General features: G+C 68.8%; 14 protein-coding genes. 8 read left to right on the top strand and 6 right to left on the bottom strand.

Annotated features, from left to right (window positions below):
* From Q7P21_RS14765 to Q7P21_RS14745, 5 genes are all read left to right on the top strand, one after another.
* The coding region (locus Q7P21_RS14765) for an FAD-binding oxidoreductase (protein WP_304177671.1) at positions 1-976 on the top strand (976 nt) is incomplete at its 5' end.
* Positions 977-1,068: 92 nt separating this feature from the next.
* Positions 1,069-1,704 carry a TetR/AcrR family transcriptional regulator gene (locus Q7P21_RS14760; protein WP_304177670.1) on the top strand — a complete coding sequence of 212 codons (636 nt, stop codon included), beginning with the start codon at positions 1,069-1,071 and terminating at the stop codon, positions 1,702-1,704.
* Between the two features lie 9 nt (positions 1,705-1,713).
* Positions 1,714-2,949 carry a glycoside hydrolase family 1 protein gene (locus Q7P21_RS14755; protein ID WP_304177669.1) on the top strand — a complete coding sequence of 412 codons (1,236 nt, stop codon included), beginning with the start codon at positions 1,714-1,716 and terminating at the stop codon, positions 2,947-2,949.
* Between the two features lie 5 nt (positions 2,950-2,954).
* A complete protein-coding gene (locus Q7P21_RS14750; RefSeq protein ID WP_304177673.1) occupies positions 2,955-4,046 on the top strand; it encodes a glycoside hydrolase family 130 protein in 1,092 nt (363 codons plus the stop codon).
* 10 nt (positions 4,047-4,056) lie between these two features.
* Positions 4,057-5,244, top strand: a complete 1,188-nt coding sequence (locus Q7P21_RS14745; RefSeq protein ID WP_304177667.1) for a serine hydrolase — start codon at positions 4,057-4,059, stop codon at positions 5,242-5,244.
* Positions 5,245-5,313: 69 nt separating this feature from the next.
* Here the strand turns inward: Q7P21_RS14745 and Q7P21_RS14740 are convergent, their stop codons facing one another.
* On the bottom strand, positions 5,314-6,591 hold the full coding sequence (locus Q7P21_RS14740; RefSeq protein WP_304170215.1) for a cytochrome P450: 1,278 nt from the start codon (positions 6,589-6,591) through the stop codon (positions 5,314-5,316).
* Positions 6,592-6,826: 235 nt separating this feature from the next.
* Here Q7P21_RS14740 and Q7P21_RS14735 point away from each other — a divergent pair, with 235 nt between their 5' ends.
* Entirely contained in the window at positions 6,827-7,927 is a 1,101-nt protein-coding gene (locus Q7P21_RS14735) for an NADH:flavin oxidoreductase (protein ID WP_304177666.1), read from the top strand.
* Here Q7P21_RS14735 and Q7P21_RS14730 read toward each other — a convergent pair.
* Positions 7,924-8,820, bottom strand: coding sequence for a helix-turn-helix domain-containing protein (locus Q7P21_RS14730; protein WP_304177665.1), 897 nt, complete (start codon positions 8,818-8,820; stop codon positions 7,924-7,926). The two genes, Q7P21_RS14735 and Q7P21_RS14730, sit on opposite strands and share 4 nt — an antisense overlap.
* Positions 8,821-8,838: 18 nt before the next feature.
* On the bottom strand, positions 8,839-9,303 hold the full coding sequence (locus Q7P21_RS14725; RefSeq protein WP_304177664.1) for a DUF3237 domain-containing protein: 465 nt from the start codon (positions 9,301-9,303) through the stop codon (positions 8,839-8,841).
* A 230-nt stretch (positions 9,304-9,533) separates the two neighbouring features.
* On the opposite strand from Q7P21_RS14725, the gene Q7P21_RS14720 reads away from it, so the two are divergent.
* The gene (locus Q7P21_RS14720; protein WP_304177663.1) at positions 9,534-10,901 is read left to right on the top strand and encodes an aromatic ring-hydroxylating dioxygenase subunit alpha; all 1,368 of its coding nucleotides are present in this window, start codon (positions 9,534-9,536) and stop codon (positions 10,899-10,901) included.
* Between the two features lie 71 nt (positions 10,902-10,972).
* Positions 10,973-11,434 carry a GFA family protein gene (locus Q7P21_RS14715; protein ID WP_304177662.1) on the top strand — a complete coding sequence of 154 codons (462 nt, stop codon included), beginning with the start codon at positions 10,973-10,975 and terminating at the stop codon, positions 11,432-11,434.
* Positions 11,435-11,459: 25 nt separating this feature from the next.
* Here Q7P21_RS14715 and Q7P21_RS14710 read toward each other — a convergent pair whose 3' ends face one another.
* From Q7P21_RS14710 to Q7P21_RS14700, 3 genes are read right to left on the bottom strand one after another with little or no spacing between them, the layout of a single operon-like run.
* Positions 11,460-11,735, bottom strand: a complete 276-nt coding sequence (locus tag Q7P21_RS14710; protein ID WP_304177660.1) for a hypothetical protein — start codon at positions 11,733-11,735, stop codon at positions 11,460-11,462.
* Positions 11,732-11,914, bottom strand: coding sequence for a hypothetical protein (locus tag Q7P21_RS14705; protein ID WP_304177659.1), 183 nt, complete (start codon positions 11,912-11,914; stop codon positions 11,732-11,734). The genes Q7P21_RS14710 and Q7P21_RS14705 overlap by 4 nt, the downstream gene beginning before the upstream one ends.
* 1 nt (position 11,915) lies before the next feature.
* Complete coding sequence (locus Q7P21_RS14700; RefSeq protein WP_304177657.1) at positions 11,916-12,362, bottom strand: hypothetical protein; 447 nt, start codon at positions 12,360-12,362, stop codon at positions 11,916-11,918.
* Between the last annotated feature and the right edge of the window lie 272 nt (positions 12,363-12,634).

Genomic DNA, 12,634 nt, shown 5'->3' with positions numbered 1-12,634 from the left:
CCACACCACGGGGCGGTCGGCGGCGCTGTTCTCGGAGATCTACGGCAATGAGGTGATCCGGGCCCTGACCCGGGCGAGCCGGCCGCATCTGGCGGACGGGTTCATGACGCCGCGCGACTGCCTGCACATCGCCAGCGCCGAACAGCTTGGGCGGCTGGAGGCCTTCGCCGCCCTGCCGGACGTGGCGGGATCGTCGCGGCGGCTGTCGGCGCAGGAGGCGCTGGCCCTATGCCCGATCCTGCGGCCTGACTATGTGGCCGGGGCGCTGGCCGAGCTGAACGCCTATGACATCGATGTCGACGCCCTGCACCAGGCCTATCTGCGCCAGATCCGGGCCCTCGGCGGCCAGGTGGTCTGCGACGCGGGGCTGGAACGCGCTGAGCGGGCGGACGGCGCCTGGCGGGTGCGGGCGGGCGGGGCGGACTATGCGGCGCCGGTCCTGGTCAACGCCGCCGGCGCCTGGGGCGATGTGGTCGCGGCGCGCGCCGGGATCGCGCCCCTGGGCCTGGAACCCAAGCGCCGGACCATCGCCATCGTGCCGGCTCCGGCGGATGGCCGGTGCGATGACAGCCCCTTCGTCGTCGACGTTGACGAGCAGTTCTATTTCAAGGCCGAGGCCGGGCGGATCATGCTCTCGCCGGCCGACGAGACCCCAAGCGACCCGTGCGACGCCGCGCCGGACGAGCTGGACGTGGCGATCGCCATCGACCGCGTCCAGGGCGCGGCGGACCTGCCCGTGACCCGCGTGCTGTCGAGCTGGGCGGGTTTGCGGACCTTCGCGCCGGACCGCACCCCGGTGCTGGGGTTCGATGGGGCGAAGCCGGGCTTCTTCTGGTGCGTGGGCCAGGGCGGGTACGGCATCCAGACCGCCCCGGCCATGGGCCGCCTGGGCGCGGCCCTGGTGCTGGGCGAGGCCCCGCCCGAGGCGCTTGGAGCGGTGGATCCGGCCCTGCTGTCGCCCGCCCGGTTCCGTTAGGGCGCGGCCGGCGTCCGCCTTAGATTCACAAACAGACTGTACGTTCTGCAAATGCGTGGTTAGCTGGGCTCCCTAAGTGGGAGCGCCAGGAGATGTCAGAGATCGCGCCGCCGGGCGCAAAGCCGGCCCGTCGCCGCCAGGCCGACCGCAGCAGTTCGACCCGTGACCGGTTGATCGAGGCGGCCATCACCTGCCTGCACCAGCGGGGCTATGCCCAGACCACGGTGAGCGTGGTGGCCGAGGCGGCCGGGGTGAGCCGGGGCGCCATGACCCATCAGTTCCCGGCCAAGACCGACCTGATGGTCGCCGTGGTGCGGGCGGTGTTCCGCAAGGATTCCGACTACTATGAGCAATCGATCGTCGGTGTGGATCTCGTCGACTGGATGCGAAATCTGCCGTGGACGCTCTGGGGGGCGGTCAGCGCGCCGTCGGGCATCGCGGTCATGGAGATCATGCTGGCCTCGCGCTCCGATCCGCAATTGGCGGAGCGGCTTCGCGACATGCAGATGCGCATCGACACCGCCGCCCATGCCTGGATCCAGGACCGCCGCCGCGCGGCCGGCCTGGCGGAGCATCCCGACGGAGACGCCATTCACCGGCTTGTGGTCGCTGCTGCGCGCGGCCTGGCGTTGGAAGCCCTGTTTCGGCGCAACAGCGAGGACGTGGGTGACTCCATCGCGGTCCTGGCCGAGTTGCTGACCCATCTCTATCCCCCCGCAAAGGCCTAGGAGCCCGCCATGTCCGACCGCGCCCGTCGTCCGGTTCCCGAAGGCTTTCTCTGGGGCACCGCGATCTCGGCCCACCAGAGCGAGGGCAACAATGTCGGCTCCGACGCCTGGCTGTGCGAGAACGTGCCGGCCAGCCTCTATCGCCAGCCCTCGCTCGACGCCTGCGACAGCTATCACCGCTATGGCGAGGACATCGCCATCGCCGCCGACCTGGGCTTCAACTGCCACCGCTTCGGCATCGAGTGGGCCAGGATCGAGCCGGAGCCGGGGCGGTTCTCCAACGCCGAGCTCGACCGTTGCCGCCGCATACTGGAGGCCTGCCACGCACGAGACCTGGCCCCCATGGTGACCTTCAACCACTTCACCGTGCCGCTGTGGTTCGCGGCGCGGGGCGGGTTCGAGGTGGCGGACGGCGCCGACCTGTTCGCCCGGTTCTGCGAGACGGCGACGCTGCGGCTCGGCGACCTGATCAGCTACGCCTCGACCTTCAATGAGGCCAACATCCAGCGCCTGGTGGTGCAGATGCGGCGCAGCCCCAAGGCCAAGGCGGCGCTGGACGCCATGCTGGCCGACTGCAACCGCGCCTGTGGCTCGGATCGGTTCTCGACCCTGCTGTTCGCACCCTTGGAAAAGACCGAGCCGGTGCTGGTCGACGCCCACGCCAAGGCGACGGCGGCGATGAAGGCCGGGCCGGGAAGCTTCCCCGTGGGCCTGACGCTGACCATGCAGGACGTCCAGGGCGTCGGCGAAGGCCATCAGGCGGAGGCCTTCATCCAGGATCTCTATGGGCCCTGGCTGGAGGTGGGCAAGACCGCCGACTTCATCGGGGTGCAGACCTATACCCGCTATCGGGTCGGTCCAGACGGTCCGCTGCCGCCGCCGCGCGAAGCCGAGCGGACCGGGGCGGGCTATGAGTTCTATCCCCAGGCCCTGGGTGGCACGATCCGGTTCGCGGCCGAACGGATGGGCCGGCCGATCTTCGTCACCGAGAGCGGCATCGCCACCGACGACGACACGCGGCGCGTCGCTTTCATCGACGCGGCCCTGGACGAGGTCCGGAGCTGTCTCGACGAAGGGATCGATATCCGAAGCTTCCTCTACTGGTCGCTGCTGGACAATTTCGAGTGGACCTCGGGCTATGGCCAGCATTTCGGCCTGGTGGAGGTCGACCTGGAGACCTTCGCCCGGACGCCGAAGCCGTCGGCCCGCCACCTGGGGAACATCGCCCGGGCGGGCCTGCTGTGACGGCGATGACCGACTGGCGGCTCGGCCCGTTCACGCGGCCGGAGCGGGTGCTGGAGGACCGGGGCGAGGTGAGGTTCACCTGTCCGGTGTCGAAGGCCGAGGTCGCCTGGGCGGCCAAGGATGTCTTCAATCCGGGCGCGGTGGTGCATGAGGGCCGGGTCTGCCTGCTGGTGCGGGCCGAGGACGACGTGGGGCGCTATGCCGGCGTCTCGCGGATCGGCTTGGCCACCAGCGCCGACGGCCGCAACTTCGAGCTGGAGCCCGAGCCGGTATTGGCGCCGGGGGATGATCCCTGGCAGGCCTGGGAGTGGCCGGGCGGCTGCGAGGACCCGCGCGTCGTGGAAGCGCCGGACGGCGGGTTTGTCTGCACCTACACCGCCTTTGACGGCAAGGTCGGGACGCTGTTCGTCGCCACCTCGCCGGACCTGCGGCATTGGACCAAGCACGGCCCGGCCTTCGCCGGCACGGCCTATGTGCGGCGGCTGACCAAGTCCGGCGCGATCCTGACGGAGCTGAAGGACGGGCGGCTCGTCGCGGCGCGGCTGGATGGCCGGTTCTGGATGTACTGGGGGGAGGGCATGACCTATGCCGCGACCTCCGACGACCTGATCGCCTGGACGCCGGTCGAGGCCGAGGTCGCGCCGGAGCGCTATCTGACCTTCGATCCCCATCCGCAGCCGGGGCAGGGGCCATGGCGGATCGATCGGCCACCGGGCCTGAAGGGCTTGCGGCCCCTGGCCGGGCCGCGCCGCCACCGGTTCGATTCCCTGCTGACCGAGCCGGGGCCGCCGGCGGTGCTGACCAAGGCCGGGATCGTGCTGATCTATAACGGCGCCAACCACTATCGCGACGGCGACCCGGCGGCGCCGGCCATGGCCTATCAGCCGGGCCAGATGCTGTTCGACCCGGCGGACCCGACGGCGGTCATCGCCCGTGACACCGAGCCCTTCCTGCGCATCGATCCGGCCGAGAGCGGCGGCCAAGTGGGCAATGTCTGCTTCGCCGAGGGGCTGGTCGCGTTCCAGGGGGCCTGGTGGCTCTATGTCGGCCTGGCCGATTCCCGACTGGGCGTCTCGACCGCCCCGATGAGGCCTTGAGGAGATCACCATGGATGCGAAGCTGGACGGGGGGCTGTCGGCCGCGGGACTGGCGCGGATCGACGAGATGCTGGCGGGGTTCGTCGCCGAGGGGGTCTTGCCCGGGGCGGCGATCCTGGTCGCGCGGCACGGGCGGATCGTCCACCGCGCGACCCTGGGCCTCAAGGACCTGGCGAGTGGCGCGCCCCTGGCCGAGGACACGATCTATCGCATCTTTTCCATGACCAAGCCGGTGACGGCGGCGGCCATGATGATCCTGCATGACCGGGGCCTGTGGTCGCCGGACGATCCGATCGCCAGGCATCTGCCGGAATTCGCGGGGGTGAAGGGGCCGGGTGGCGTCGAGGTCGAGCACGCGCCGACCCTGGGTGAACTGATGACCCACACGGCGGGGTTCGGCTACGGCATCGGGCTTGGACCGCATGACGCCACCGACGCGGCCTATATCGCCGCCGGTGTCTGGGAGGCGGGGTCCCTGGCCGAGTTCGCCCAGCGGGTGGCGGCCGTCCCGCTGGCCTATCAGCCGGGCCGGGCCTGGCGCTATTCGCTGAGCATGGACCTGCAGGGGGCGGTGATCGAGCGGCTGTCCGGCCAGGGCCTGGCGGATTTCATGGGCGACCACATCTTCACGCCGCTCGGCATGGACGACACCGATTTCTTCGTGCCCGCCGACAAGCTGGCCCGGCTGGCCAACCTCTACCACATGTATGGGATGGCCGAGCTGACCCTGCTCGATCACCCGTCCTTCGTGCGCGATCCGCGCGTGATCCCGAAGATCGCCATGGGCGGGGCCGGGCTCTATTCGACGATCAGCGACTATGGCCGCTTCGCCCAGATGCTGCTGAACGGCGGGGAGCTGGATGGCGCGCGCATCCTGTCGGCGGAGGCGGTGGCGATGATGACCGCCAATCACCTGTCCGAGGCCCTGCTGAACCCCGGGGTCACGGCCGGCATGCAGAAGATGGGGCCTGGGCGGGGCTACGGCTTCAACGGCGCGGTGTTCCATGACCCGGCCCTGGCCGGAGCGCCGGTCGGGCGCGGGACCTATCAGTGGGACGGGGCGTCAGGCGTATGGTTCTGGATCGATCCCGAGAACGACCTGGTCTTCGTCGGCATGATCCAGCGGATGATGCAGGAGGGCATGCCCCGCCTGCAGGACCTGACCCAGCAGATGATCTCAGAGGCGTTGAGCGGCTGAGTCAGACACGAAAACGCCCCCGCTTCTCAGGGAAGCGGGGGCGTTGATGTCTGGCCGCGCCAGGCGGGGCTAGAGGCGGCTGGGGATGGAGACCATCATCTTCTCGTAGCCCTTCACGAAGGCCGAGGGGACGCGGACGGGTTCCTCGACGACCTTGATCTCCGGGAAGCGCACCAGCACCTCTTCCCAGAGGATGCGCAGCTGGAGCTCGGCCAGGCGGTTGCCCACGCAGCGGTGGATGCCGAAGCCGAAGGACATGTGCTGGCGGGGACGCTCGCGGTCGATGATGTAGGCGGTCGGGTTGGCGATCACCTCTTCGTCGCGGTTGCCCGAGACGTACCACATGATGACCTTGTCGCCCTTCTTGATCAGCTTGCCGCCCAGTTCGATGTCCTGGGTGGCGGTGCGGCGCATGTGGGCCAGGGGGGTCTGCCAGCGGATGGTCTCGGAGACCATCGACGGGATCAGATCCGGATTGGCGCGCAGCTTGGCGTATTCGGCGGGGTTCTGGTTCAGGGCCAGGACCGAGCCGGTCATCGAGTTGCGGGTGGTGTCATTGCCGCCGACGATCAGCAGGATCAGGTTCCCGAGATACTCCATCCGATCCATGTTCTTGGTGGCTTCGCCATGGGCGAGCATCGAGATCAGGTCGGATTTCGGCGGGGCGTTGACCCGCTCTTCCCAGAGCCGCGAGAAATAGTCGACGCACTCGAACAGCTCCATCCGGCGTTCGGCTTCGACTTCCTCGGGATCGGTGGACTTGAACAGGCCCGATTCCGGACCGGCCGTGGCCACGTCCGACCAGCGGGTCAGCTTGCGGCGGTCGTCGAAGGGGAAATCGAACAGGGTGGCCAGCATCTGGGTGGTCAGTTCGATGGAGACCCGATCGACCCAGTCGAAGGGCTCGTTGATCGGCAGGCTGTCCAGGGTCTTCTGGATGCGGCCGCGGATCAGCGGCTCGAGCTCCTGCAGGTTATGCGGCGAGACGATGGGGCTGACGGTCTTGCGCTGGACGTCATGCTTGGGCGGGTCCATCGCGATGAACATCGGAAGCGTGAAGTCGTCCTTGGGATCGAAGATCGTGATCGACGGCTCGGACGAGAAGGCCTCGTGATTGGTGTCGACGGCCATGATGTCGTTGAACTTGGTCACCGACCAGAAGGGCCCGTCCTCGTGCTGGCCCTCGGGGTGATAGTGGACCGGGTCTTCCTTCCGCAGGCGCTCGAAATAGGGCCAGTAGGATTCGGTGCGCCACAGCTCGATGTCGGTGACGTTGATCTCCTCAAGGGGGATGGCGTAGGCCTTGGCCCGGGCCTCGGCTTTCAGGTCAATCGCGCCGTCGCTCATCACGTCCTCCATGGGGCGCGGTCTCATGCTGCGCCTGGCTATCTTATCGCTGTTCAGAAGAGTGCCGGACCCTGGGTCATCTGGCAAGACCGGCGAAGGTGACATCGGCGTCATTTTTGCACATCGCGGCCATTTTTCTCAGCCATGAGGTCAGTTCAGTTTTTCTGAACTGACGTACCGGCAGGGGCGTGCTTTAGGATCATTCGAACATCCGTTTGAACTTTCCGGAGCGCCCATGGCCGCCGATCCCCTTTTCCAGCCCTTCGCCTTCAAGGGTCTCACCCTCAAGAACCGGATCGTGATGGCGCCGATGACGCGCTCGTTCTCGCCGGGCGGCGTCGTGAACGAGGACGTGGCGGGCTATTACCGCCGCCGCGCCGAGGGCCAGGTCGGCCTGATCATCTCCGAGGGCACGGGCGTCAATCGCCCGGCCTCGGTGAACGACAAGAACGTGCCGCGCTTCTATGGCGAGAGCGAACTGGCCGGCTGGAAGCGGGTGATCGACGCGGTCCACGCTGGCGGCGGGACCATGGCCCCGCAGCTGTGGCACGTGGGCGCGGTGCGCGGCCGCGACACCGAATGGAGCCCGCCGGGCCCCTATGACACCCCGTCCGGCCTGTCGCGTCCGGGCAAGGAATTCGGCAAGCCGATGACCGACGCGGAAGTCGCTGACGCCATCGCCGCCTTCGCCGCCGCCGCCGCCCACGCCAAGGACCTCGGCTTCGAGGCCGTCGAGCTGCACGGCGCCCACGGCTATCTGATCGACCAATTCTTCTGGGACGGCACCAATGTCCGCGAGGACGCCTATGGGTCGAAGGACCTGCCGGGCCGCGCCCGCTTCGCCGCCGACATCCTGAAGGCCGTGCGCAAGGCGGTGGGTCCCGACTATCCGGTGATCATCCGGATCAGCCAGTGGAAGCAGCAGGACTATGACGTCAAGCTGGCGACCACGCCCAAGGAGATGGAGGCCTGGCTGACGGCCCTGACCGACGCCGGCGCCGACATGCTGCACTGTTCGCAGCGGCGTTTCTGGGAGCCGGAATTCGAGGGCTCGGACCTGAACTTCGCCGGCTGGGCCAAGAAGCTGACCGGGGTTCCGACCATCACCGTGGGCTCGGTGGGCCTGACCGGGGAATTCATCGCCGCCTGGGGCGGGGAGCAGTCGAAGCCGGCCTCGCTGGACGAACTGGTCCGCCGCCTGGACCGGGGCGACTTCGACCTGGTGGCCGTGGGTCGCGCCATCCTCCAGGACCCCGAATGGGTCGTGAAGGTCAAGGAAGGCCGCGAGGCCGAGCTGATGAACTATGACGCCAAGGCGCTTGCGACCCTGAGCTAAGCCCTGTTCGGCCGGGCCGGCGGCAGGTGGAACACCTGTCCGCAGGCCCGGTGGATCAGCCGGACCGGGGAGCGGTAGCGGACCGCGAGCCAGGTGTCGGCCCAGTCCTGGATGGCGATCAGGACCCCATAGACATCGACGCCGCAGGGCGTGAGGCGGTAGCCGCCGTCGACGCGCTCCAGCACGCCGGCTTCGGTCAATCGCGCCAGTCTATCGGTGAGGATGCTGGCGGCTATGCCGGTCTGGGCGCGGAAGTCGCCGAACCTGCGCAGCCGCATGAAGGCGCAGATGATGATCTCGATGCCCCACTTGTCGCCGAACACGTCCAGGCAAGGCCCCAGCAGGTCCTGGGCCCCGGGCGATGGCGCGCCGGCCTGGGTGGAGCGGCGGTGCGCGGTCTGCTTGGCGGGCATGGTCTGCAGCTGGGCGCGGTTGAGGCGCAGCTCGATGTCGCGGGCGGTGACCGCCGCCCCGCAGGCGCCGCAGATCAGCGGGCCGTCGATCGGGCCCTCGGCGCGGGCGGCGACCAGGGCCGCGATCGGATCGTCCTCCGCCGGCCGCCAGATGCGCCGCCAGCGGGCCATCTGGGCCACCACCTCGAAGAAGGCCTCGCCCATGTTGGTGAGGCGATATTCGTGGCGCAGGGGCCGGCGGCTATAGGGCAGGCGCACCAACAGGCCCTCGGCCTCCAGGCTGCGCAGCCGGGCGGTGACCAGGCGGTTGGCCATGCCGGTGCGGGTCATGAAGCCGCCGAACCGGGTCTCGCCCAGGAAGGCGGCCAGGATCAGGGCGAGCGACCAGCGATCACAGACCACGTCGGCGGCCTGGCGCACGGCCGCCAATACGGCGTTGATCGCCACCGCATCAGAGGGCGAGAGGCTGGGGCGGGTCACGGGGCGTGGGCCGGGGTCCTATAGAATCTCGTACATCCTATAGATCGGGCCCTGGGCGGTCTGCTCGCCGACCCCGATGGCCGGCAGGTCATTGAGCCAGCGATAGGGCTCGGCGCCGCATTCGAAGCGCGGGGTCACGCGCAGGGCGTATTCGTGGGGCTCCAGCAGGCCGCCGCGATTGAAGCGCTTCATCACCTCCGGCTCGGCCCGGAAGGTCCCCTGATAGGTCAGGTAGATCAGGGCCGAGTCATGGGTCTTGAGCGCCAGGCGCACGTCGATCACCATCACCCCGTCGGGCCGGTTGATCACCCAGTCGGCGCCGCCGGGCAGCACCTCGCCGTTCAGCCGCTCGCCCTCGAACCGGCCGCCGAGGATCGGGGCGATGCGGCGGCGGCCCTGGGGCGTGTGGCCAATGTCCAGCATGGCGCCAAAGGCGACATCCAGGTGCAGGGTCAGGAGGTGGCGGGAGGTCAGGGCGTCCATGTTTTTCCGGGCCGGCAAGGGGTGGAGCAGTCTCGCTGCGAGTTTGACGATCAATCCTGACGCGGCGCGCCGCATCGTGATGACCACAAGGCGCTTAAATTCGAAGAGGAAGTCAACAGCCAGGCCTTCGGGTGATCTTCAAATCAGTTGCGTAATGAGTGTGACTCAATCAGGGTGGCCAGGTCAGCGTGGCGGCGAAGGATCGCGGCGCGGCGTGGGAGGCGATAGCCATGGGTATAGTGACGCTTCCGATCGGGCGACCCGGCCCGTCGGTTCAGGAGATCCTGGCCAGCGACGTCAATCCGGCGCCGGCGGTGATGCGCGAGGAGTCGCCGGCCCAGGGCCTGGGGACCGAGGACGTCGCGATCGCGCGCTATTTCTCCAAGGCCTGGCATGACCAGGAGGTGGAGAAGGTCTGGCGCAAGACCTGGCAGCTGGCCTGCCGCGTCGAGGACATCCCCAATGTCGGCGATCACGTGGTCTATGAGATCGTCCATGACTCGCTGATCGTGGTGCGGGCCGGGCCCGACGAGATCCGCGCCTATGTGAATTCCTGCCTGCACCGGGGCACCCAGTTGCGCACCGAGGGTGGCTGCGTGAAGCAGTTCCGCTGCCCCTTCCATGGCTTCACCTGGTCGCTGCAGGGCAAGCTGACCGAGGTGCCCGGGGCGTGGGACTTCCCGCAGATGGAAGGCCGCGACTTCAACCTGCCGGAGGCCAAGGTCGGGGTCTGGGGCGGGTTCGTGTTCGTCAATTTCGACGCCGACTGCGAGCCGCTGGACAGCTATCTCGAGATTCTGCCCGAGCACTTCAAGGCGTTCCGCCTGGAGGACCGCTGGAAGGCGGCGCACGTGGCCAAGATCATGCCGTGCAACTGGAAGCTGGCGATGGAAGCCTTCATCGAGAGCTATCACGTCCCCTACGCCCACCCGCAGGTGCTGGCCTATTACGGCGACCAGAACACCCAGTACGACGTCTGGCCGGACGTGCGCCATGTCAGCCGGATGATCAGCGTGCAGGGCGTGCCCAGCCCCGGCGTCGGCGAGGTCAGCGACGAGCTGGTGATCAGCCACATGCGCCGCGACATGCCCTTCTATGGCGGCGCCCCGATCGAGGTCGGCCCGGGCGAGACCCCGCGCGCCAAGCTGGCGGCCCGGGCGCGGGACAAGATCGGCCGGTCCTCGGGCAACGACATGTCGCAACTGTCGGACACCGAGTCCCTCGACCTGATCGAATATCTGCTGTTCCCGAACATGGTCCCCTGGGGCGGCCAGTCCCTGCCGGTCTGCTACCGGTTCCGGCCGCTGGGCGACAATCCCGAGCAGTCGATCATGGAGATCATGTTCCTGTTCTCCAAGGCGCCCGACGGCAGCCATCCGGAGCCGGCCCCGATCCGCTGGCTGGGCATTGACGAGCCCTGGTCGAGCGCCCCGGAACTGGGCTCGGCGGCCATGGTGGCCGACCAGGACACCGACAATCTGAAGCGCATCCAGCGCGGCCTGCGCGCCTCCAAGAAGCCGGGCGTGACGCTGGCGGCCTATCAGGAGAGCCGCATCCGGCACTATCACCAGACCTTGGACGCCTACATGGCGAAGTAGGTCGCGGCTTGCCCACCTGGCCCGATCGGAGTCTTCTCAAGGCTCTGGTCGGGGCGGGGGCATGGAAAGCGATGTTCGAGGGCGGATGCGCCTGTGGCGCGGTGCGGTATCGCCTGACCAGGCGGCCGATGTTCGTCAATTGCTGCCATTGCCGCGACTGCCAGCGGCAGTGCGGCGCCGCCTTCGCCATCAACGCCCTGATCGAGACCGCCGAGATCGTGGTGGCCTCGGGCGAGACCGTGCCAAGTCGCATGCCCACCGACAGCGGCCGGGTGCATGACATCCATCGTTGCGCTGCCTGCGGGACGGCGATGTGGTCGGACTATGGGGGCCGGCCGGCGTTGCGGTTCGTGCGCGTGGCGACCCTGGACGATCCGACCGCGCTCACGCCGGACGCCCATATCTTCACGCGCAGCAAGCTGTCCTGGGTGGAGGTGACCGGCGCGCCGGCCTTCGAGGTCTATTACGACATGCAGGCCTTGTGGCCGGTCGAAAGCCTGGCGCGCCGGAGGGCGATCCTCGGCGACGGCTAGAGCCGCCGCCTCCGCTCTCCACGCCCTATCCCGAGACCAGGTGGGGCCGCCTGGCGGCGGCGTAGTCCGCCTGACCGGGGAAGAAGCCGTGCACCTCCTCCGGGTTGGATTGGACGATCACCAGCCCGACCGCTCCGGACTGGGCGCGGTCGCGGGCCAGGCGACAGGCGAAGGCGGTCGCCTGGTCCTGATCGGCGAAGCGGCCTGGGTCATCGCCGTGGGGGGAGACGCGCCAACCGCCGCGCACCTGGCTGACCACGAACTTGCAGGTCTCGGCGGTCGGAAGCGGCAAAGGGATCATGGGGTGTTGTCCTGGGCGGGGTCCGGCGTCGCGAACGGATTGGCCGCCCAGAGCGGGAACAATTCGCCAAGCTCGCGGAACGGCTGGGCCGCGCCGCTGGTCGGCACGGGATGAGGGATGCCGGCCGGGCGATCGGGGCGCTTGAGACCGATCAAGGGCCAGTCGGACGGGCGGACCATCTCAGGCGGCCTGGGCCCAGATTCGCCGCCGGCGGCGCGCGACCGTGAGTTCGCGGTGACCGCCGCGCAGGCAGCGCTCGACCGTGTAGCCCCGCCGCTCCAGCAGGCGGTGGACGGGGTCCGTTCCCGCGTCGGCCCTGTCCAGCGGCAGGGGCGACTGGAAGATCAGAACGCCGCCTTCGCGCACATAGGGGCCGTGGACCAGCAGCCGGTCGAGCGCCTCGACGTCGCAGGTGTGGGCGACCAGCAGGGCGTCGGGGTGCTCCTGGGTGCAGCCGGGCTTCAGATAGCCGACCTGTTCGAACCCGTGCCGACAGAGCCAGAGCAGGGCCGACAGTCCGCTCGGGCCGGTGACGCCAATGGGGCTGGTCCTGTCGACCTGGGCCTTGTCCAACAGCGAGATCAGCGGCGCGCTGTGCAGCAGGCCGGAGGGGGAGGCTTGGGACATGGAACGCGGAAACTCCGAATGCCGCGGCCAGACAGGGCCGCTCGGGAAGGTCCGCAGGATCGCGCCGAAGGGCGTCAGGCTTCGATAGGAAGGTGGCCGTCCCGCCATCAGGGCGGCGTAAAGGGCCTAGGGTAGGGCCCGGCGCATCTCGGCGGTCATCAGCTGGACCCGGGGGGCTTCCGTGACCCGGTAGGTTCCGGCCGGGGTTGCGGTGACCAGGGCGGCCTTGCCGGGGCCCGCGAGGTCGAGCCATTGCAGGCCCTGCTCCAGGG

The sequence above is a fragment of the Phenylobacterium aquaticum genome (assembly GCF_947378715.1).
GTDB classification, from domain to species: Bacteria; Pseudomonadota; Alphaproteobacteria; order Caulobacterales; family Caulobacteraceae; genus Phenylobacterium; species Phenylobacterium aquaticum_A.
Note: the sequence above shows the minus strand (reverse complement) of the source record. Positions and strands in the feature narration are given on the sequence as shown.